20 protein-coding genes are annotated in these 23,837 nt (G+C 33.5%); 3 read left to right on the forward strand and 17 right to left on the reverse strand.

Annotation, left to right across the window (positions count from 1 at the left end; translation table 11 throughout):
• Nucleotides 1-56 precede the first annotated feature (56 nt).
• The 11 genes from E0K96_RS02555 to E0K96_RS02605 all read right to left on the reverse strand — a co-directional run bounded on the left by E0K96_RS02555 (nt 57) and on the right by E0K96_RS02605 (nt 8,826).
• Nucleotides 57-536 (reverse strand): PTS sugar transporter subunit IIA, encoded by a 480-nt coding sequence (locus E0K96_RS02555; protein WP_168080951.1) that lies wholly within the window; start codon nt 534-536, stop codon nt 57-59.
• 1 nt (nt 537) lies between these two features.
• On the reverse strand, nt 538-1,869 hold the full coding sequence (locus tag E0K96_RS02560) for a 6-phospho-alpha-glucosidase (RefSeq protein ID WP_168080953.1): 1,332 nt from the start codon (nt 1,867-1,869) through the stop codon (nt 538-540).
• Nucleotides 1,870-1,884: 15 nt separating this feature from the next.
• Nucleotides 1,885-2,379 carry a hypothetical protein gene (locus E0K96_RS02565; protein WP_168080955.1) on the reverse strand — a complete coding sequence of 165 codons (495 nt, stop codon included), beginning with the start codon at nt 2,377-2,379 and terminating at the stop codon, nt 1,885-1,887.
• 16 nt (nt 2,380-2,395) lie between these two features.
• Nucleotides 2,396-3,949 (reverse strand): alpha-glucoside-specific PTS transporter subunit IIBC, encoded by a 1,554-nt coding sequence (locus E0K96_RS02570; protein WP_168080957.1) that lies wholly within the window; start codon nt 3,947-3,949, stop codon nt 2,396-2,398.
• A 255-nt stretch (nt 3,950-4,204) separates the two neighbouring features.
• On the reverse strand, nt 4,205-4,759 hold the full coding sequence (locus E0K96_RS02575; protein WP_240924411.1) for a Rossmann-fold NAD(P)-binding domain-containing protein: 555 nt from the start codon (nt 4,757-4,759) through the stop codon (nt 4,205-4,207).
• A 36-nt stretch (nt 4,760-4,795) separates the two neighbouring features.
• Entirely contained in the window at nt 4,796-5,359 is a 564-nt protein-coding gene (locus E0K96_RS02580) for a sugar O-acetyltransferase (protein WP_168080959.1), read from the reverse strand.
• 26 nt (nt 5,360-5,385) lie between these two features.
• The gene (locus E0K96_RS02585; RefSeq protein ID WP_168080961.1) at nt 5,386-5,526 is read right to left on the reverse strand and encodes a hypothetical protein; all 141 of its coding nucleotides are present in this window, start codon (nt 5,524-5,526) and stop codon (nt 5,386-5,388) included.
• Between the two features lie 51 nt (nt 5,527-5,577).
• A complete protein-coding gene (locus tag E0K96_RS02590; protein ID WP_168080963.1) occupies nt 5,578-6,165 on the reverse strand; it encodes a hypothetical protein in 588 nt (195 codons plus the stop codon).
• A 113-nt stretch (nt 6,166-6,278) separates the two neighbouring features.
• Nucleotides 6,279-7,409, reverse strand: coding sequence for a CapA family protein (locus E0K96_RS02595; RefSeq protein WP_168080965.1), 1,131 nt, complete (start codon nt 7,407-7,409; stop codon nt 6,279-6,281).
• Complete coding sequence (locus E0K96_RS02600) at nt 7,410-7,919, reverse strand: dCTP deaminase/dUTPase family protein (RefSeq protein WP_087297395.1); 510 nt, start codon at nt 7,917-7,919, stop codon at nt 7,410-7,412.
• Nucleotides 7,920-7,929: 10 nt separating this feature from the next.
• Nucleotides 7,930-8,826: a D-alanyl-D-alanine carboxypeptidase family protein gene (locus E0K96_RS02605; RefSeq protein WP_168080967.1), complete on the reverse strand. Its 897-nt coding sequence runs from the start codon at nt 8,824-8,826 to the stop codon at nt 7,930-7,932.
• 162 nt (nt 8,827-8,988) lie between these two features.
• Between E0K96_RS02605 and bilS the strand changes: the two genes are divergently transcribed.
• The 3 genes from bilS (at nt 8,989) to E0K96_RS02620 (ending at nt 11,696) form a co-directional block, all read left to right on the forward strand.
• Nucleotides 8,989-9,480, forward strand: a complete 492-nt coding sequence (gene bilS, locus E0K96_RS02610) for a flavodoxin family protein BilS (protein WP_087304536.1) — start codon at nt 8,989-8,991, stop codon at nt 9,478-9,480.
• Nucleotides 9,481-9,616: 136 nt separating this feature from the next.
• Nucleotides 9,617-10,471, forward strand: coding sequence for a zinc dependent phospholipase C family protein (locus E0K96_RS02615; RefSeq protein ID WP_087244749.1), 855 nt, complete (start codon nt 9,617-9,619; stop codon nt 10,469-10,471).
• Nucleotides 10,461-11,696: an MFS transporter gene (locus tag E0K96_RS02620; protein WP_168080969.1), complete on the forward strand. Its 1,236-nt coding sequence runs from the start codon at nt 10,461-10,463 to the stop codon at nt 11,694-11,696. The genes E0K96_RS02615 and E0K96_RS02620 overlap by 11 nt, the downstream gene beginning before the upstream one ends.
• Before the next feature lie 80 nt (nt 11,697-11,776).
• On the opposite strand, the gene carB is transcribed toward E0K96_RS02620, so the two are convergent.
• From carB to gltB, 6 genes are all read right to left on the reverse strand, one after another.
• Nucleotides 11,777-14,971 (reverse strand): carbamoyl-phosphate synthase large subunit, encoded by a 3,195-nt coding sequence (gene carB / locus E0K96_RS02625; RefSeq protein ID WP_168080971.1) that lies wholly within the window; start codon nt 14,969-14,971, stop codon nt 11,777-11,779.
• Nucleotides 14,964-16,043 carry a carbamoyl phosphate synthase small subunit gene (locus tag E0K96_RS02630; protein ID WP_168080973.1) on the reverse strand — a complete coding sequence of 360 codons (1,080 nt, stop codon included), beginning with the start codon at nt 16,041-16,043 and terminating at the stop codon, nt 14,964-14,966. The genes carB and E0K96_RS02630 overlap by 8 nt, the downstream gene beginning before the upstream one ends.
• 222 nt (nt 16,044-16,265) lie before the next feature.
• On the reverse strand, nt 16,266-16,616 hold the full coding sequence (locus E0K96_RS02635) for a P-II family nitrogen regulator (RefSeq protein WP_168080975.1): 351 nt from the start codon (nt 16,614-16,616) through the stop codon (nt 16,266-16,268).
• 13 nt (nt 16,617-16,629) lie between these two features.
• Nucleotides 16,630-17,868, reverse strand: a complete 1,239-nt coding sequence (locus E0K96_RS02640; protein WP_168080977.1) for an ammonium transporter — start codon at nt 17,866-17,868, stop codon at nt 16,630-16,632.
• 18 nt (nt 17,869-17,886) lie between these two features.
• Nucleotides 17,887-19,341 carry a glutamate synthase subunit beta gene (locus tag E0K96_RS02645; protein WP_168080979.1) on the reverse strand — a complete coding sequence of 485 codons (1,455 nt, stop codon included), beginning with the start codon at nt 19,339-19,341 and terminating at the stop codon, nt 17,887-17,889.
• A gap of 11 nt (nt 19,342-19,352) precedes the next feature.
• Nucleotides 19,353-23,834, reverse strand: coding sequence for a glutamate synthase large subunit (gene gltB / locus E0K96_RS02650; protein WP_206080551.1), 4,482 nt, complete (start codon nt 23,832-23,834; stop codon nt 19,353-19,355).
• Nucleotides 23,835-23,837: the final 3 nt, after the last annotated feature.

Consider the following 23,837-nt stretch of genomic DNA (forward strand, 5'->3'; position numbering starts at 1 on the left):
ACATACTCTTGAAATGAATTGTAGATGCAAAAAGAGGTAGGAATAAATCCGTACCTCTATTTATACTCTATAATAGGAGATTCTTTAATTTTTACTGCCATGTCTGTATAAAACTTTGTATATTGATAATGCCCTGGATCTGTTAACACAAGCATTGTAATATCATTTATATCTTTATTATTTAAAGACTCTTTATCATAACTGATAAGAAGAGTTCCTTTTTCTACATGATCACCAACTTTAACATGTGTTTCAAATCCTTCACCATTAAGATTGACTGTATCTAAACCAACATGTATCAATATTTCTATATCATCTTCACTTACAAGACCAACAGCATGTTGGCTATTTTCCATAATCATTTTTACATTGCCTGATATTGGAGCATATATTTTCCCTTCTTGAGGAATAATTGCTATTCCATCTCCCATCATTTTTGTTGCAAAAACTTCATCTGGTACATTTTTAATATCTACTGTTTTCCCGTTTGCAAAAGCATAGATTGCTTTTGTTTTCTTTCTACTAAAGAATCCCATATTATTTTAATTCTGGCCAATAACCTTTATTTGCTTCAATAAGATCATCTAAGATAAGTTTAGCTACTTTTGCACTTGGTACAGTTTTTGATAAAGTAATTGCTTGCCATAATTTTTGATAGCTTCCTTCGATCCATGCTTCTACTGTTAATTTTTCTACAGAAACTTGTTGTTCCATTAAACCTTTTTGGAATTGTGGAATTGCACCTTGTACAATTCTTTCATATCCATTTGATCCTACTATACATGGAATTTCTACCATAGCTGTTCTATCAAAGTTTTCAATAGCACCTTCATTTGGCACAATTAATAACATTTTTTCTTTTGTGTTTTTAGCAATTGCACAAGCAAGATCCACAATATATTCAGCATGTGCATCAGCTTCAAATCCACAATCTTTAGCAGTTCCTTTTTCAATAATATCTCTACATGCACCAAATACAATTTTTTCTCTATGATCCATAACTTCATTAGCTCTTGTATATTCTGGATTAGAGTGTTCTACTACATAATCTGGGAATAAATAATATTTTAAATAAGTATTAGGAATTGTATCTGGATCTAAAGCATATACATCTTTTGCTTTTGCAAATGTTTCTATCCAACTTTGTTCAACATGTTGATTTGTTTTAGATAATGCATCTGCAAATCCATTAGCTTTCATATGTTCTTTAATAGCTGGCATTAAATCATTTCCATCTTTATCTTCAATTTTATGCCACCATCCAAAGTGGTTTAATCCATAATATCCTACTGACATTTCTTTACGTGAACTTAATCCAACCATGCTAGCCATTTTTTCTTCTAAGTCAATTGGCATGTCACAGATATTTAAAATTTTAGAATTTGGTCTTAATCTTCTTGTTGCTTCTGCAACAATTGCAGCTGGATTTGAATAGTTTAGCATCCATGCATTTGGTGAATATTTTTCCATATAATCTAAGATTTCAATAACTCCACCAATACTTCTCATTCCATATGCAATACCTCCAGGACCACATGTTTCTTGTCCTACAACTCCATATTTCAATGGGATTTTTTCATCTTTTTCACGCATTGCATATAATCCAACTCTAATATGACACATAACAAAATCTACATCTGTAAATGCTGTTTCAGGATCTGTTGTATAATTAAATTCGATTTCTGGTGCATTTTCTCTTAAATAGATTTCACATGCTTTTGCAATTGTTTCTTGACGTTCAGCAAAATTATCATAGAATGTGATTTTTCTAATTGGGAAACGATCTTGATGATCTAATAATAATAATGCGATACCTGGTGTAAATGTGCTTCCTCCACCAGCAACTGTTACTGAATACTTCTTTTCCATTTTTTCTTTTCTCCTCTACATTAATTTTATTGTTGAAAATAAGCTGATACCACTTATTAACAAGACAAACAAACTTCCTCCACCATTAAACAATGTTTGTTTGATTGTTATTTTTCTTAAACTATTTAAAAGTTGAATATCATAATAGCGAATAGCTCGAATAAACACATACAATAACATAAAGAAATAAAACACATTGAATGTTAGAATTTGTGCTACTAATAATATAGCCATATTAAGACAACTAAATTGATAATCTTTCTGTTCTAAATGTTTTTGAATAAGTTTAACTATATAAGCAATATAAGGATTTATCATTGCGATTAAAAATATAATTGTTACTTGTGGATTTTGAACAAGTATTTCTTGAAAACTTGAACCTAACATTGATGATTGTAATAAAATATAGAAATAACAAATTAAAGGAGTTGCTAATAAAAACACTTTTGCAATCATAAAATATTTGTTTAGTTTTTGATATTCCTTATTGTTTTTGCTTTTTCGAGCCATGATCTTCACCTTTCTTTTACAATAATTTTTCAAAATCTTCTCTTACACTTGCAACTTTTAAACCAACAATAACTTGAATATTGTTTTTTGTTGCTTTAATACCATGTGTACCGATAGATTTAAAATATGAATCACTTTTTACTAATGTTTCATCTTTAACATTAACACGCAAACGTGTTGCACAATTTGTAACATCAATAATATTGTCTTTTCCACCTAAAGCTTCTAAGATTTTTTCTTCTAAACTTCCTTGTTTAGATTCTGCTTGTTTTTCTTTAAAGTCTGCTTTTGTATGGAATTTAATATCTTCTTCATCATCTTCTCTACCAGGAGTTTTGAAGTCAAACTTCAAGATTAAGAATCTAAAGACAACAAAGTATATTCCTACAAAGACAAGTCCTACTAATAATAAAGTTAAATATGTTTGCCAATGAGATGACATTAACGGAATAAAGTTAAGAGCTGACATCTCAATCAAACCACCTGATAATACACCAACTACACCTAGTGCATTAGCAACTGTAGAAAGTGTTGCAGCTAATACAGCATGAACGACAAATAGAGCAGGGGCAATAAATAAGAATGTAAATTCTATTGGTTCTGTAACACCACAGAAAATTGCAGTTAAAGTAATAGGAATCAACAAACCAGCAATTTGTTTTTTCTTTGACTTTTTCGCAGTTGAATAGAATGCAAGAGCTATACCAGTACATCCAAATATCTTAGATAAACCAGTTAAAGTTGGCCATGCATAAGGAGCTAGTGTTTTTAATGACTCACTACTTGCTGCTAAAGCAGGAAGTTGATTTGCCCATGTAGAATAAATACCACCATTAACAATAGCTGAATCATAGAAGAATGGGAAATATAATAGATGGTGTAATCCAAATGGAATTAAAATACGTTCCATAAATATAAATACCCATACACCAATAGATCCTGCATAAGAAATAAATACTTGGAAACTTCTCATTCCTGATTGAACCATAGGCCATAACCATGCTGCTAAAAATGCAACAGGAATTAATACAAAGAATCCAACAATAACAACAAATGATGAACCACTAAATGTTCCTAGCCATTCAGGTAATTCAGTATCAAAGAAACGGTTATGCAATGCAATCACTATACCAGAAATAGCTAAAGCACCTATCATCCCCATATCCAATGTCTTAATACTTGCTATCATTGCTAAACCACTTGTTCCGCCAGCTTCTAAGCTAAAGTCCACACCAAATGTAGATCCCCATTGACTTAATATTGTGCTTAGAAAATATTGGAAAGTGAGATAAAGTACTAAGGCTTCCATACAACATCTTGCTTGTTGTTTTTTTGCTAATCCAATAGGTAAACTTACAACAAACAATAATGGTAATTGGTTAAATACTGTCCATCCACCTTGTAAGATGACATTCCAGCATTGATACCATAAACCCTCAGGAGCTGCTAGACTCCCCATAATCGCTTCCGTAGTAAACAATGTTCCAATACCAATAACTATCCCAGCAAACGCGAATAGTAATACTGGCGTAAACATCGCTCCTCCGAATCTTTGAATTTTTTGCATCATATCTTTTTTTCCTCCCTCGATATATCTTGCATATACATAGTAACCTCTTTCATAAAGCTTTACAATAGTTCCAGCTCACTTAGGGATAGAGTACATTTTTTATGATTTGTCACTTTAAGTGTGAATTTTCACGCATAAAATAAAGGTTATAAAAAACTCAAATATGTAAATGTTTAGATAATAAAAAAGAGGTTATGACAAATAAAGATTTGAATTATTCATCTTTAAGTGCCATGCCTCTTTTCTTTATTTTACCTAAATATCTATAATATCTATATGTCCTACAAGAGTAGAGACAATAACTGCCTTGATTGTATGCATTCTGTTCTCTGCTTCATCAAAAACAACTGACTGTGATGATCTAAAGACTTCATCTTCAACTTCTCTAATATCAATACCTTCTTTTTGCTTCATAGAAGCAACTTCTGTTTCAAAGTCATGAAAAGATGGTAAACAATGCATAAAGAGTGTGGATGATTTCCCTGTTTTTTTCATCATATCTATAGTCACCTTATATGGTGATAACATTTCAACTCTAGGTTTATACAAGCTCTCATCTTCACCCATACTCACCCATATATCAGTATAAATAACATCAGCATCTTTAACAGCTTCTTCAATATTATCTAAGACTTCAATTTTACCATTTGATAATTTTGCTTGTTCTTGACAATAATGAAGAACTTCATCATCAATATGTAAATCTTTAGGTCCTAATGCAACAAAATGCATTCCCATTTTCGCTGCACCATACATTAACCCATAACATACATTATTTCTAATATCACCGGTAAATACAAATTTACTCATTTCTTCTATCACCTACTAATAGTATTTTAATTTATATCACTCATTTTTTGATTTCACTTTTGCCGGATTGCCTACTGCTATAGAATTGTTTGGAATATCTTTTGTTACAACACTTCCAGCACCAATAACCGAATTATCCCCAATAGTCACTCCCGGTAAAATAGTACAATTTCCTCCAATCCATACATTTTTACCAATAGTTACAGGTTTGCCAAATTCAATATCTGAAATTCTTTCATCTGGAACTAATGAATGACAAGCTGTATAAATATGGGTATTTGGTCCTATTAAAGTATGCTCTCCTATTTTTACAGGGCAAACATCTAATATTACACAACCATAATTAAGCATAACATTTTTTTCAATGAAAATATTATATCCATAATCACAAAAAAATGGAGCTTTAATCCAAAATTTTCCGTTAGTATTTATTAATTTTCTCATTAATCGTGATTTCATATTGATCTCATTAAAACTTCTTTTATTATACTTAGTACATATTCTATTTGCTCGTGCTCGTTCAAGAACAAGTCTGGGATTAGCAGGATTATATTTTTCTCCAGAAATCATTTTTTCTTTTTCTGTTTTCAATCTTATCATTCCTTTTTATAATTTTAAACTACCACTTATTTTTTGATTAAAGAACCTATTCCTAAACCAACACATAAACCTATACTTATCCCAAAACATATACATATAGGAATGTTATCAGTAAACAGTCCTATAATGACTCCTAGTGATGTTCCAATACACATTCCTATTGACATTCCTTCTCACATATATGTTTTTATTTCATCTTTATTTTTCAATAAATATATTTAACTTTCTGTTGCTTTTTCCAACTTTTCTTTCATTGGTGTTAAAAACGGACGTATCGGTTCTAAAACTTTCATGTTTCTTAATAAAACCATAGCCATATTTCGATCTCTTTCCATAAAGTCATCAACAGCATACCATAATTGTTTTTGACAATCTTCTTGTCTATAATCTGAAAGTGAAATCAATGCATAACAATAAAAATAGGCAACAATATCAAAATCTAAACAGTGTCTTTTCTGGTTATATTGAGGAATATTTGTTTCTAAAAATTGCAAAACTGTATCGACTGTATGTGGTTTTTTAGAAAAAGGAATCATTCTTTCATATTCTTTTTTTGTTATGGGAGCATGTGTTAGAGTTGCTAATTTACGACATAATTGCCATATTTCCTCAAAAGATGCACCAACTTCTTTGGTAGCTTCCATTAAAGGCAAGGTACTTTTAGCTACCCAAATATTCTCTCCTTGAAATTTTGGACCAGTTATAACAAATGTTTTATGATTCTTAATACAATCTTGAAGATAAGCCTCTTGCTTTTCTCGATAATCTCTTAATTCATCAATTGAAGGTATTTTCTTTCTAGCCATATTTTTTCTCCTATATCCCATATTACATCAACAGAAGATAAGCTATTCAACAAAATCACCACTTACAAAATCTCCTATAATCATTGTATTTAAAAAGAGAACATTTCTGTTCCCTACATATCAATTTGAATATGACTTCCTACTCTTTCTTTTACTTTTTCTTGCATGCGTTCTTTTGAAATTGTTATCCCATTGTATCCTTGTAAAGCATGTTTTTTAGCAAGTTCATCTGTATAATCTTTTAATCTATATACTGTAAATTTCTCTCTTGTATCAATGATATTCTTTTGATTCGTTGTTTCATAATGATTCATAAGTGGTACTAAAGTGACATTTTGAATAGACCACTCACTTCCATCTTTTTTAAAATCACATGTCAGCATTCCACCTAATTGAGAATCTTCTTCTAACATTCCACTAATAAAATTACCCAAACTATATGCTACAAGTGTTTTATGACCATCTTGACCTTCAATCCATTCTACAGGCTGTAAAGTGTGCGTATGTGTTCCTAAAACGATATCAACACCTAAATCAGCTAAAAACTTCGCATTTTTCTTTTGAAATGGTTGTGGCTCCATATCATTTTCAATACCCCAATGACAAGATACAATCACAATATCACTGATTTCCTTTGCATTTTCTACATCGTTTTTCATTTTTTCTTCATCAAAATCATTAATACAATAAGATGGATAATCTTCTGTATAATTTAACATCTGATTATATGCCAAAAAAGCTATACGTAAACCATCTTTTTCAACAACCTGGATCTGATCACGTTCTTCTTGAGACTGATATAACCCAATATAATGCATATCCTGATAATTTTTAAAAACCTGGATAGAATGCTGGATTCCTTCATATCCTTGATCTAAAGCATGGTTAGTAGAACCATTGACAATATCAAACCCAACATCATGTAAATTCTTTGCCATAGCATCAGGAGTATTAAAATAAGGATAGCCAGATGCTTTGCCCCCACCTAATATTGTTTCCTGATTGACAAAAGCCAAATCAGCCTGTTCAATATATGGCTTTATGTTTGTATAGTAGGATGAAAAATCATAACCATCATCCGTTTTTGCTTCATCCAATAATCTTTGATGCATTAAATTATCCCCAACGGCGACAAACGAAACTGTATCATCTTTTTTTGGTTCCTGAACTTTTTCTTTTTTTGGTGTATTTTGACAACCAGAAATCAATAAAACAGATATCAATAATTGGATAATCTTTTTCATTTATTTGGTTGTACTCCCAAATCCACCATTACGAATCTCATTTGCATCATCATCTTCAACAAGACCATATTGCATAAAGATTCCTTGAGCAATTCCTTGTCCAGGTAAGACTTCAACAGTTTTATTTTCATTTGTATCATTTGTCATCTTAATAAAGATATGCCCCTCATTATCTGAATAAAAATAATCACTATCAATAACTCCCACTGTATTGTTTAATTGTAGACGATACTTAAATCCTAGTCCACTTCTAGGATAAATCATTAAAACCCATCTTTCATTCATTTCACAACGAATACCAGTTGGAATCTTGATTGTTTCCTGTGGCTTTAAGCATATATGAATAGGTGTATAAAAATCATATCCCGCTGAGCCTTTAGTCGCACGTTTAGGTAATTGAATAGAATCATAAACAGATTGAATCTGTTGTTTGGAAGCATGTGCATCATAATCTAAATAAGCTTCCTCAAATTGTTGATAAGATACTTTATAAAATTTTGCTGTTGTCATATTTTTCTCCTTAACCTTCATAATATTCTTCTAACGTTTTGTTTTCCTGATGTAATTGTGTAGCTAAATCTACACCTACATAACGAATATGCCATGGTTCATACCCATAACCTGTAATACGCACTTTATCTTGAGGATAACGCAAAATAAAGCCATATTTATAAGCATCACTTTCAATGAATTTTCCCAGTGGACTATCAGCCACTTTTTCACTTAAACGATCTCCATCCATAGTATAGGATATATCTACACATAAGCCTAGTTCATGTTCACTACGACGAGGATAGGCATTATATTGAATCGCATGTTCCTCGCCAAAAACTTTCACTGAGTTATCCCAGTAAAGCTGTTGTGTTTCTGGTTCACGATAGCCTGAGATAGTATAAATTTCAATGCCTTTTTCTTTGGCTGCCTGATAAAATTGCGTGTATGCCTGATTCGCTTCATGACGCAACTTTTGGCTACAATCAATCACTTTTTCTAAATCATCAGGCTTCCATCCCTCAGGTATTTCATGTAACTTATTGACAAGAACAGTCACATCATCAGGATTTTCAACAATATCCGCCTGTGCTGTGATAGGATTAATCAAATCTCCCACATATTCCACAACATCTACAATCAAATCCTTTTGAGCTTTATTTCCAGCCTGATCTTCGACAGAATAATGGACAGTTTTCTTCCCTACTGAAGATGTATCTATATCACTGTAGCTCACCTGATCCATTAAATCACCATCTTGTGAATCGCTGGCCTTTTCAATATAAAGACTATAATCAAATGTATCATTTAATGCTATTTGAACTCTTGATTTTGTTAATGTTAAAACAGGAGCTTCCTTGTCTTGTGATTGACATCCTGTTAACATAAACATAAAAGAGAGTATCCCTATGACAATTTTTTTCATGACTACCTCCATAACATAACGACTTATTAAAACTATACCCTTACTTAGCTACCATTATAAACCAATTCTACGAAAAATTCCTTAATATTTACTTAATTTATTTCATTTGACAACATTCACACGAATTCATATAATATCGTCATAAAAAAGGAGGATATTTCTATGCAATATGCTATTATTTTTTCAAGTCCAACAGGAAATACACAAATGTTGGCTGAAACTATTAAAAATCATATAAAAGGAGAATGTTGTTATTATGGAAAGGCTGACTTGGCACCATTGATGGCTGATTATATTTTTGTTGGTTTCTGGACAGATAAAGGAACATGTGATGAATCAATTCAGGATTATTTAAAACAACTCCATCATCAAAAAATCTTTTTATTTGGAACTGCTGGTTTTGGTGGTAGTCAAGAATATTTTGATGGTATTTTAAAACGTGTCCAAACTCATATTCCTGATGATAATCAAATTGTGGGACAATTTATGTGTCAAGGAAAAATGCCTATGAGTGTCAGACAACGTTATGAACAAATGGCACAAAAACAGCCGGAAAAATTTATTCCTATGATTGAAAATTTTGATCAGGCATTATCACATCCTAGCCTAGAGGATTTACAATCATTTATCCAACAACTTTCAGTCATTCAATAATCGAGATCATCATAGGATTCATACTTATGATGATCTTTTTATCTCTTTAATCATATGAATATTACAATTTTTTTAAGTATTTTTTACATTCTTTTAATATTTTTGTGGTAATATATACACGTTAGGAGGGGAATATATGCCAGCCATATATACACATTATTGTTTTGGGGAAGAAATGAAAAAAGTTTATTCACCCCATCTTCAAAAAATCATTCAAGACAATATTGAACTTTATGAAATAGGTTTACATGGTCCTGATATTTTTTTCTATTATCAGATTTATCATCATAATGATTTAAATCGTTGGGGAAGTGCCATGCATAAACAAAAAGCTTATGACTTATTTGAAAATTCTCGTCATGTTATTTTAGAAAAAAGTCATAAAGAAGCCAAAATAGCCTATATGTTAGGTTTTATTGCTCATTTTGCATTGGACTATGAATGTCATAGTTATATTGAAAAGAAAATGCAAGCTTCACACGTTTCACATTCCTTAATTGAATGTGAAATGGATAAATATTTATTGATCAAGAATCATCAAAAACCGTTATATACAGATTTAACTCAGCATTTACATCCCACTATGGAAAATGCCAAAGTGATTCAAACTTTTTTTAATCAATTTAGTGTTCAACAGATTTTATCAACATTAAAATCCATGAAAACATATAATCGTTTTCTAGCAAGTCATAATCCATTCATCAGAACATTAGTGAAAGTCTTTTTATTGATTTCAGGTAAATATAAAGGTTATCGTGGATTGTTGATGGATCAAAAAGACCACGAAGCATGTAAAGATAGTAATCTACGTTTAGAAAAATTAATGAAAAAAGCCATTCCACACTGTCTTGAACTCAGTGAAAATTATTATACATACTTAACAAAAAACGAACCACTCAGTCATGATTTTTTAGCACATTACAGTGCTCAAGAAGGTTGGGAAAATATTCCAGTATTATCGTATGAAAAGGAGAAAGAATATGACATCTAAAACAACATCTTTAGAAAAGAAGTGGATTATGTATGATATTGGAAACTCTGCTTTTACATTACTTGTATCTACAATCATGCCTATTTATTTTAATTTCTTAGCTGACAGTGCACATATCTCTGAAACAAACTATTTAGCTTTTTGGGGGTATGCAACATCTATAGCTACAATCATTACAGCTATTCTTGGTCCTATATTAGGAACTGCTTCTGATTTTAAAGGATGGAAAAAGAAGCTGTTCATGGTTGCTTTACTCATTGGCGCATTGGGTTGTATTTTACTTGGATTTACTTCATCGTGGTTATGGTTTTTATGTTTATTTGTGATTGCAAAATCTGCTTATTCATTAAGTCTTGTTTTTTATGATTCTATGCTTATAGATATTACAACTCCAGAACGTATGGATAATGTTTCTGCTAAAGGATATGCCTGGGGATACATTGGGAGCTGTATACCTTTTATAGCCAGCTTAGCCCTTGTATTATTCTATGAAAAACTTTCATTAACAATGGAAACAGCCATGAGCATTTGTTTTCTTTTGATTGCCTTATGGTGGTTATTATTGTCAGTTCCTTTAATTCTAGGATATCATCAAACATATTATTTAGAAAAAGAAAACCATTATGTTAAAGCGAGTTTTCTACGTTTAAAAAATATCTTTGTAGATTTAAAAAAGAATCCTAAAGTCTTATTCTTTTTGATTGCTTTCTTTTTCTACATAGATGGTGTTTATACCATCATTGATATGGCAACAGCTTATGGAACAGCTTTAGGTTTAGATACAACAGGTTTATTACTTGCTTTATTATTGACTCAAATTGTTGCTTTCCCAGCTGCTTTAATCTTTGGAAAATTAAGTTCTTCTATTGAAAATACAAAACTCATCAAAATATGTATCTTTGCTTATTTCCTTATTGCATTATATGGAATCACTCTTCAACAACAATATCAATTCTGGATTTTAGCTGTTGGTGTTGGAATCTTTCAAGGAGCCATTCAATCGTTATCACGTTCTTACTATGCTAAAATCATTCCAGCCAATCGTTCTGGTGAATATTTTGGTTTGTATGATATTTGTGGTAAAGGGGCATCATTCATGGGAACAACTCTTGTTTCCCTTATTTCTCAAGTTACAGGTATGATGAATATAGGTGTAGGTTCATTAGCTATCATGTTCTTCATTGGTTTTGTATTCTTCAAAAAAACAGAAAAACTGCATCAATAATTTTAGACTCTTTATATGGAGTCTTTTTTATTACAGATAAAAATGGATGTCACCAAAATATGACACCCATTTTTCTTTTATTAAATTTTTGTAATATCAATAAGTGATGTATTTCCTTGATGTCTTTTTTCAAGACAATTGATTAATGCTTGGGCTGTATCCAATGATGTATAAATTGGAATACCTGCTTCTACCGCAAAGCGACGAATCATAAATCCATCTTTTAAATTATTGTTTCTTGTTGGTATATCAATGATTAAATCAACTGTATCAGTTAACATTAAATCAAAGATTGTATTTTTCTTATCAGCAATGTAATTGACAAGATGAGCAGGAATTCCATGTTCAATAAGATACGTAAATGTTCCAATTGTTGCATAAATATCATAACCAAACTTATGATATTGTTTTGCAATTGGTAAGAATTCTTCTTTGGCACTATCTTTAATCGTACAGATAATATTCTTTTTCTTTGGTAAATCAATACCTGTCGCAATAAATGCTTTATAAATGGCTTCATCAAAGTCTTTAGACACACCTAAAACTTCTCCTGTAGATTTCATTTCAGGGCCTAAGCTGATTTCTGCACCAGTAATCTTTTCAAATGAGAAGACTGGCATCTTAATAGCCACTGTTTCTTTTTCTTTAGCCAATCCATATTCATATCCTTGTTCCTTGATTGTTTTTCCCATAATGACATGTGTTGCGACATCTACCACAGGGATATCAGTAACCTTAGAAATATAAGGAATAGTACGTGAAGAACGTGGATTGACTTCAATGACATATACCTGATCTTCATAAACAATAAATTGAATGTTAATCAATCCAATGACATGTAACGCTTTTGCTAGTCTTTGTGTATAATCCACAATCACATCTTTAATTTCCTGTTTAATCTTTTGTGGTGGATATACTGAGATACTATCTCCACTATGCACTCCTGCACGTTCGACGTGTTCCATGATACCTGGAATCAATACACCATGTTCATCACAGATAGCATCGACTTCAACTTCTTTACCAGATAAATATTTATCAATCAAGATAGGATGTTCCTGATATTGACGATTGATGATTTCCATAAATTTCTTGATGTCACCATCATTTAACGCTATTTCCATACCTGCTCCACCTAAGACATAAGATGGTCTGACAAGCACTGGATATCCTAAACGATTAGCAACCTCTAAAGCTTCTTCTGTTGTGAAAACTGTTGAACCTCTTGGACGATCTATATCACAACGCTGTAAGATTTCATCAAATCTTTCACGGTCTTCTGCTGCATCAACGTTATCAGCTGATGTTCCTAAAATAGGAACTCCCATTTCCATTAAAGCTTTTGTAAGCTTGATGGCTGTTTGTCCACCAAATTGTACAATGGCACCATCTGGTTTTTCTAAACGCACAATACTTTCTACATCTTCTGGTGTCAATGGTTCAAAATATAAACGATCAGCAATATCAAAGTCTGTCGATACTGTTTCTGGGTTATTGTTGACGATGATTGTATCATATCCTGCTTCTTTTAAAGCCCAGACACAATGAACAGAACAATAATCAAACTCTATCCCTTGTCCAATACGGATTGGTCCTGAACCTAAAACCATAATTTTCTTTTTATCATCACGAGGATCAACTTCATTATGTTCTCCATATACAGAATAATAATAAGGTGTTGTTGCATCAAATTCAGCAGCACATGTATCTACTGTTTTATAAACAGCTTCGATATGATGATCTAATCTCATTTGATGAATATCTTGAGTTGTATGATTTGTGTACTTAGCAATAATGTGATCTGGGAATTCTAATCTTTTAGTAAGTTTTAATAATTCAACAGTTAATGGCTGTGTTTTTAATTGATTTTCTACTTCAACAAGATGTTTGATTTTATCAATAAACCAGCAATCAATACGTGTTATATCATGAATTTCTGCTTCACTCATTCCTTGTCTTAAAGCCTGTGCTACTACAAAGATACGATGATCATCAACATCTTTTAATTTGACTTTTAATTCATCTAATGAAAGTCCATCGACTTCAGGAATATGTAAATCATAAATGTTCTGTTCTAAAGAACGTAAAGCTTTCATAAAAGCTCCTTCAAAGTTATGAGCAATACTCATGACTTCTCCAGTGGCTTTCATCTGCGTTCCTAGTTTTCTAGATGCCCCAACAAATTTATCGAATGGCCATTTTGGAATCTTACAAACAATATAATCTAACGTCGGTTCATAAGAAGCATATGTTTTTCCAGTAACTGCATTTTTAATTTCATCCAATGTATAACCTAAAGCAATTTTCGCTGCCAGTTTGGCGATTGGATAACCTGTTGCTTTTGAAGCTAAAGCTGAAGAACGCGAAACACGTGGATTAACTTCAATAACGCAATATTCAAAACTATCTGGATTTAAAGCATACTGCACATTACATCCACCTTGAATATTAAGCGCTGTAATAATATTTAAAGCTGAACTTCTTAACATCTGATATTCTTTATCAGATAAAGTTTGACTTGGTGCCACAACAATACTATCTCCCGTATGTACACCAACTGGATCAAGGTTTTCCATATTACATACTGTAATACAGTTACCATGTCCATCACGCATCACTTCATATTCAATTTCTTTCCATCCAGCAATACTTTTTTCAATGAGGCACTGACTCACACGTGATAAACGCAATCCATTAGAGCAAATATGATGTAATTCTTCTTCATTATGAGCAATTCCGCCACCAGTTCCACCCAATGTATATGCTGGTCTAACAACAACTGGATAACCAATTTTATTCGCAAACTCAATGGCTTCATCTACATGATTCACGACAATTGAAGCAGCACATGGTTCGCCAATCTTTTCCATTAATGTTTTAAACTCTAATCTATCTTCAGCCAGTTTGATTGTATCTGTTGAAGTTCCAATCGTACGGACATGATGTTTTTCTAAGAATCCTTCATCAGCCAAAGCCATCGCTATGTTTAAAGCATTCTGTCCACCAAGTGTAGGTAAAATACTATCTGGCTTTTCCACTTCAATTAAATGTTTGACAACAGGAACAGTCAATGGCTCAATATAAACCTTATCCGCAATATCTTTATCCGTCATAATTGTAGCTGGATTGGAATTAATTAAAACAACTTCTATTCCTTCTTCTTTTAAAGCACGACAAGCTTGTGTTCCTGCATAATCAAATTCAGCAGCTTGTCCAATAATAATTGGTCCAGACCCAATAACCAAGACTTTTTGAATATCATGATTTCTAGGCATTTTGATTTCCTCCCATCATTTTGATAAATTCGTCAAATAAATATGATGTATCTAATGGTCCAGCACATGCTTCTGGATGAAACTGCACTGTTTTAATAGGTTTTTGTAAATATTCAATACCTTCCAATGTTCCATCATTGACATTTTGGAACCACATTTTTGCAACCTGTGGATCTAAAGATTCATCTTTCACTACATAATTATGATTTTGTGTAGAAATATACACACGATTTGTGTTTAAGTCTTTAACTGGATGATTGGCGCCATGATGACCATAAGTCATCTTTTCTGTTTCAAATCCGTGCGCCAAAGCCATCAACTGATGCCCTAAACAGATTGCAAAAATAGGAATGCCACTTTGACTTAATATCTTCACATTTTCAATGATTTCATGACATTCTGCTGGATCCCCAGGGCCATTTGAAAGCATAATCCCATCAAAATTTCCATCAAGAATAATTTGAGCAGTTGTATTGGCTGGAAAAACAGTTACTTCACAATTTCTATTTACCAACTCTCTTGCAATATTTTTCTTCGCACCAAAATCATATAAAGCCACTTTATATTGTCCTTGTCCTAAAACATAAGGCTTTGAACATGTTGTTTTCTCCACAACCCCTGTCACTTTATAATCATGAATACGTTTTAACACTTCACTGATATCATCATAATGATGTGTTGTAATCAAACCATTCATACAACCCTTATTTCTGATTAATTTTGTAATATATCGTGTATCAACACCTTGAATTCCCACAATATCATGTTTCTTCAAATAATCTTCTAAATCCATATTTTTTCTAAAATGACTACCTAATCTTGCCAGTTCATTGACAACAAAACCTTCTACATAAGGTTGATTTGACTCCTGATCATCTAAACAAACTCCATAGTTTCCTATCAATGGATATGTCATGACTACACTTTGTCCAGCATAAGAAGGATCTGTTAAAACTTCTAAATATCCCGTCATAGATGTATTAAAAACAAATTCACTTATAACTTCTTTATGTCCTCCAAAGTGCTCACCTTCAAAGACATGACCATCTTCTAATATCAAATATGCTTTCATCGTTACCTCCTTGTATCATAAAAAAACATATCAATCATGATATGTTTTTAAGAAATATAAAAAAATGAGAAAAGAGAAGTCTTACATTGAATTGTTTTCATCGTTAGTGTCGTCATCATATTTCTCATTCCTTTCCTTAGTTCTTGTATAGTATAGTCAAATTTTAATAAATTATCAAGATATTTTTTATAATTTTTTATTATCATAATTTTAATTTATTAATCACAACTCATTAATTGCTTTTTCATCCTTTTCTCGCGTACGAATCTTGATAGCATCTTTCAATCTATATGTAAAGATTTTTCCATCTCCAACTTCTCCAGTATAAGCCGCCTGGCAAATGGCTTCAATTGTTTTTTCAGCCCATTCTTCACTGCTGACAACAATTTCAAATTTAATCTTTGGCAACATATTGACTTCAACTTCCTGTCCACGAACATACTCTGTATAGCCATGCTGTGTGCCACATCCCATTACCTGAGAAACTGTCATACCATTCACATGAATACGAGCAAGTGCTTCTTTCACTTCTTCATATTTTTCTTCTCTCACAATCGCTTCAATTTTGATCATATTCACTGTCCTCCTAATCCAATCCATTAAAAGATGGATATGCATTTTCCTGATGTTCAGAAATATCCAATCCTTTTTGTTCTTCCTGTTTAGAAACACGAAGTGTTGTGAAACATCTGACAATGGCTATACAAATGAAAGTTCCAACCACCGCTATAGCAATCGTAACAACGATACTGATGATTTGTGCTATGAATAATTGTGTATCTCCAAAGAACAAACCATTCCATCTGGCAACATCGTTAATAGACGTTTGTGTAAACAATCCAGTCGCAATACCACCCCAGATACCGCCAATACCATGACATCCAAAAGCATCCAAAGCATCATCATAGCCCAATTTCTGTTTCACTTTAGAAATCATCAGATAACAAATAGGACTTCCAACAAGCCCAATAATGATTGATGCCCAAATAGGAACATATCCTGCTCCCGGGGTAATGGCAACAAGACCCACAACCATACCTGTTACACTTCCTACCAGTGTTGGTTTTCCACTCATCCATACATCCATACCCATCCATGACAGCATTCCAGCTGCTGCTGATAAACCTGTTGTTATAAAGGCATGTACAGCTAATTCATTAGCCTGTAAGGCACTGCCTGCATTAAAACCAAACCATCCAAACAACAGTAAACTGGCTCCCAAGACAACAAATGGAATGTTATGAACATGATATTGTACGCGTAAATAGTCTTTGCGTTTTCCTAGTACAATACATAAAACTAATGCACTGACACCAGAACTGATATGGACAACATTCCCACCAGCAAAGTCTATTGAGCCAATCTTTGCTAAAAAACCTCCAAGGCCCCAAACCATATGAGCCATTGGATAATAAACAATGACTGACCAAAGAATAATAAACAAAAACAAAGCTTTAAATTTCATACGTCCAGCAACTGCCCCCGTTATTAAAGCAGGTGTAATGATGGCAAACATCATTTGAAAAATGGCAAATTCTAAATGAGGAATTGTAGAAACATAATCTGTTGTACTTCTTTCAATGCCCTGTAAACCTAACCAGCTAAAATCTCCAATAATTCCAAAATGATCATTTCCAAAAGCCAGTGAGTATCCAAATAATGCCCACATAATAGCTGCAATACCAATGACAAAAACAGATGTCATCATTGTATTAACAACATTTTTACGGCGAACAAGTCCCCCATAAAAGAAAGCAAGTCCTGGTGTCATCAGCAACACCAGAGCACTGCATATCAACATAAAACCAATATCCCCTGAATTCATATCATAGACCCCCTAACTCTATTCATTCATATAACTATATCCCATTAAATATCGATCCACTTCTTTGGCGCATTCATTTCCTTCCGCAATAGCCCAGACAACAAGAGATTGACCGCGATGCATATCCCCTGCAACGAAAATCTTCTCTTCCTTTGTCGCATAGCTCTTTGGCATTGTCATGACAACCTGACGTTGATTCACAGATAAATCAAACTGCTCTTTAATATCATCTTCAATACCTACAAATCCTGCTGCAATCAGCAACAAATCTGCTTTCACTATTTTTTCGCTATCTTCTTTTTCAACCCATTGACCATCAACCATTCTCCCCTGAATCGTTTTGACAGCTTTGAGTTGTCCCTCTTCTTCGATACATTCTTTAATTGTTGTTGCATAAACACGTGGATCTTTCTTAAAAACAACCTGACTTTCCTCCTGTCCATAGTCTGTCTTCAATCCATCTGGCCACATTGGCCATGGACGTGTATTTTGATGAGACGGAGAGGGCATCATTTCCAGCTGTGTAACTGATGCACATCCTTGTCTAATACATGTTCCAACACAGTCATTACCCGTATCTCCACCTCCTACAACAACGACATGCTTTCCTTTGGCATCAATACGACAAGAAGTTTGATTCAATATATCCTGTGTTGTGCTTTTTAAAAAATCCACTGCAAAATAAATGCCTTTGGCTTCTCTACCTACCACATTTAAATCACGTGCTTTTTTCGCTCCACAACATAAAACAATCGCATCATAATCCTTCAACAAATCTTCCTTCGTCAAATCTTTTCCAACATGAACATTCGTATAAAATTGAACACCTTCTTCTTTCATCAATTGAATACGACGTTCAATAATTTGTTTTTCAAGTTTCATTTGAGGAATACCATACATCAGCAATCCTCCTAAACGATCATCTTTTTCAAAAACACTGACCTGATGTCCACGTTGATTTAACTTATAAGCTACTGTTAATCCCGCTGGACCACTTCCTACAACCGCAACTTTTTTAAATGAACATACAGATGATTTTTCAGCTTTCATCAATTGATTCTGATAAGCCTTTTCAATAATAAATAATTCATTATCTTTAATCGTTACAGCTTCTCCATGCAATCCACATATACATGCTTTTTCACATAAAGCCGGACAGACACGTCCTGTAAACTCTGGGAAGGGATTTGTTTTTAACAGACGTGAGAGTGCACGTTCATCATTATGATGAAAGATTTCATCGTTCCACTCTGGAATCAGATTATGTAAAGGACAACCTGTAACCATATGATTGATTTCAATGGCTGACTGACAAAATGGAACACCGCAGTTCATGCAACGAGCTCCCTGTTGGCGACGTTTTTCATCCAAAAGAGGGATGTGAAATTCCTGAAAACCAGCAATTCTTGTTTCTGGTGATTGAGTTAAGTTATCTTCTCTTTCAAACTCTAAAAATCCTGTTATTTTTCCCATAAATTACCCTCCTATTGATGAACTTGCTTAAAGGCCATTAAAGCTGCCTCGTCATGTGAATATCCTTGTTTTTCAAAGCTTTCCATACCTTCTAACATACGGGCATAATTCACTGGAACAATCTTTTTAAAATGTGGTAACCAGGCTTCAAAACTTTCTAGGATATCTTTAGCCAGTAATGAACCTGTATATTGTACATGTTTTTGCAGTAAAGTTTTTAACTCTTCTATATCCCTATGTTGTTTCACTTCCTGCATTGTCACTAATTCTTTATTTAAACGTAAATATAAATCATGATCTTTATCAAAGATATAAGCGATTCCTCCACTCATACCAGCTGCAAAGTTCTTTCCAGTTTTTCCTAAGACAACAACTTTTCCGCCCGTCATATATTCCAGTCCATGATCTCCACAACCTTCTACGACCGCTATTGCTCCTGAATTACGCACAGCAAAACGCTCTCCAGCACGCCCATTGATATAAGCCTCTCCTGATGTCGCTCCATATAAGGCGACGTTCCCAACAATGACATTATCGTGAGCGACAAACTGCGCATGTGAAGAAGGATGAATAATCAGTTTTCCACCAGATAATCCTTTACCAAAATAATCATTGGCATCTCCTTCAATTTGCATTGTTAAACCTTTTGGTATAAAAGCCCCAAACGATTGTCCAGCACCACCAAGACAATGAACCTGATAAGTATCATCTGGAAGATGATTTTGGAAACGTTTGGTGATTTCACTTCCTAGCAATGTTCCTAGACTACGATCAAGGCTAGAAATTCGGATCGTTTCCTGATGTGACTGATTTGTTTCAAGATAAGTCTTAAATCTTGGAAGAAGCACTTTTAAATCCTGACTATTTTCTAAATGGAAATCAAAGACATTGTCTTTTTCAAAGTGAACATGAAGATCTTCCCTAGCAAAGAATGGTTCTAACTGCTGATATTCTGGTTTCACTTTCAAAACTTCCATATGTCCAACCATTTCATCAACACTATGGAATCCCAGTTGTGCCATAATTTCACGGAGTTCCTGAGCAATAAATTTCATAAAATTCATAACATATTCTGGCTTTCCTTTAAAACGTTTTCTAAGCTCAGCATTTTGTGTTGCGATACCGACTGGACAAGTATCAAGATTGCAGACACGCATCATGACACAGCCCATTGTAACTAATGGGGCTGTCGCAAAGCCAAATTCTTCTGCACCTAATAATGCAGCCACCGCAACATCTCGACCCGTCATTAATTTTCCATCCGTTTCTAAAACAACACGCGTTCTTAAATCATTTTCAATCAGACTTTGATGTGCTTCTGCCAATCCCAGTTCCCAAGGCAATCCTGCATAATGAATCGAACTTTGCGGAGCTGCCCCAGTTCCTCCATCATAACCAGAAATCAAAATGACTTCAGCTCCAGCTTTCGCAACACCGGATGCAATCGTTCCAACTCCAGATTCTGAAACAAGTTTGACAGAAATACGTGCATCACGATTGGCATTTTTCAGGTCATAAATCAATTGTGCCAAATCTTCAATAGAATAAATATCATGATGTGGTGGTGGTGAAATTAAAGTCACTCCTGGTGTTGAATAACGTGTTTTGGCAATCCAAGGATAGACTTTCTGTCCTGGCAAATGTCCACCTTCTCCCGGCTTTGCGCCTTGTGCCATCTTAATTTGAATTTCTTTAGCACTCACCAGATATTCACTTGTAACACCAAAACGTCCACTAGCCACCTGTTTAATAGCACTATTCGCCTCAGTATATAATCTGTCTGGATTTTCTCCACCTTCACCAGAATTCGATTTTCCACCTAAACGATTCATTGCCACAGCTAAACATTCATGGGCCTCCTTAGAAATAGAACCATAAGACATCGCTCCTGTTTTAAAACGTTTGACAATATCATCAACACTTTCTACTTCTTCTAAAGGAATAGATTGTCTTTGTGTCATATCAAATTCTAATAAATGACGTAAAGCAAAGGGTTGACTTTCCAACTGACGTGAATATTCTTTAAATAATGTATAATCTCCACTTTGAGTCGCTTTTTGAAGTAAAACAATTGTTTCTGGACTATACATATGAACTTCACTTTGTGGTCCACGTCGAAATTTATGAAAACCTAAACTTTTCAACGATGTATCTGTCTTTAATCCTAATGGATCAAAGGCATGATCATGATAGTAACGAATATCATTTTCAATATCTGTCAAACCTTTTTCTCCCACACGATAAACTGTATGAGGGAAATAGTTTTCCATAATATCTTCTTTTAAACCGACAACTTCAAAGATTTGTGCAGACTGATATGACTGTAAAGCAGAAATACCCATCTTCGCCGCAATCTTGACAATACCTTTTAAGATGGCATGATTATAATCTTCAATAGCCTTATTTTCCTCTTTATCCAACATATTAAGCTGAATCATTTCCATGATACATTCATGGGCCAGATATGGATAAATAGCTGTAGCACCAAAACCTAATAAACAGGCAAATTGATGAACATCACGTGGTTCACCACTTTCTAAAACAATGGACATCGCTGTTTTTCTTTTGGTTTTCACCAAATGACTTTCTACAGCTGAAACAGCCAGTAATGAAGGGATAACCAAATGATTATCATCGACACCTTTATCAGAAAGAATTAAGATATTGACACCTTGACGATAAGCTTTATCACAATCAAGAAATAACTGATCTAAAGCTTCTGTTAACGAAATTCCTTTATAATATAATAAAGAAATGACTTGACTATGGAAACCATCACAATTTAACTGTTTGAGTTTATCCATATCACGACTGTCTAAAATCGGATTATTGATTTCTAAGACCTGACAATTATCAGATTGATCCTGTAATAAGTTTCCATTAGATCCTAAATATACCGTTGTATCCACAACGACTTCTTCTCGTAAAGAATCAATAGGTGGATTGGTCACTTGCGCAAACTGTTGTTTAAAATAGTGGAATAATGTTGGATGTTTTTGACTCAACATAGCAAGTGGAATATCTGTTCCCATGGATGCTGTAGGTTCTACACCATTTTTCGCCATAGGTAAAATCATATCTTTGACATCTTCATATGTATAACTAAAAATTTTATATAAAATATCACGATCACCTTGACTATGAATATGTGATTTTTTATCTGGAGCAGGTAAATCTTTTAAATGTAATAAATAATAATCCAACCATTCTCCATAAGGATGTTCTTTAGCATAGCTCATTTTACATATATCATCTTCAATCAGCTGCTGTTTTTGTGTATCTACTAATAACATTTTTCCTGGTTGAAGACGTGATTTTTTGACAATATGACTTTCATCAATATCTAAAACGCCAACTTCTGATGATAAAATCAAAGTCTGATCATCTAAAATATAATAACGTGATGGTCTTAAACCATTTCTATCTAAAGTGGCTCCCATGGAAATACCATCAGAAAATAAAATAGCTGCTGGACCATCCCATGGCTCCATCATGGTCGCATAATAATGATAAAAATCTTTTTTCTCTTGTGACATAGCTGTATTTTTCCATGGTTCTGGAATCAATAGCATCATAGCTTTAGCTAATGGCATCCCATTCATATATAGGAACTCTAATGTATTATCCAGCATGGCTGAATCTGAACCATGTACATCAACAATTGGGAAAACCTTTGTCATATCTGATGAAAAAAACTTTGAATCTAATGTTTCTTCTCTGGCCAGCATACGATTCGCATTACCTCTAATTGTATTAATTTCTCCATTATGAGCAATCATACGATTAGGATGTGCTCTTTGCCAGCTTGGATTGGTATTGGTAGAAAAGCGTGAATGAACCAATGCTATTGCACTATGATAATCTTGATCTTGTAAATCATCATAGAATTGTCTTAACTGATGAACAAGGAACATCCCTTTATAGACAATTGTTGATGAAGATAATGAAACCACATATGTCTGTGGTGAAGATTTTTCAAATTCACGACGAATCACATATAATACTCTTTCAAAGTCCATTCTTTGTTGACAAGTTTTAGGTTTTTCAATAAAGCATTGCATAATATAAGGCATACAATCCTTAGCCTTTTGACCTAAGATATCTTCATGACATGGCACTTCTCGCCACCCTAGAAATGTGGCCTGATGTTTCATGACAATGCGTTCTAAAGTTTTCATAGCTTTTTGTCTTGTCAGTGTATCCTGTGGTAAAAAGAACATTCCCACAGCATAATCATATGGTTGAGGCAAAGCGATATGGAGATTATGTGCAACTTTATTAAAGAAACGATGTGAAATCTGTAATAAGATTCCAACCCCATCACCGACTTCTCCACTGGCATCTTTTCCAGCACGATGTTCTAGTTTTTCGACAATTGTAAGTGCCTGATCAATAACCTGATAATCCTGTCGTCCATCAATATGAACGACAGCGCCAATACCACAGGCATCATGTTCTCTGACATGATGCAATCCCTGATTATACTCTTTCATCAA

The sequence above is a fragment of the Massilimicrobiota sp. SW1139 genome, assembly GCF_012027715.1.
Classification (GTDB): domain Bacteria; phylum Bacillota_I; class Bacilli_A; order Erysipelotrichales; family Coprobacillaceae; genus Allocoprobacillus; species Allocoprobacillus merdigallinarum.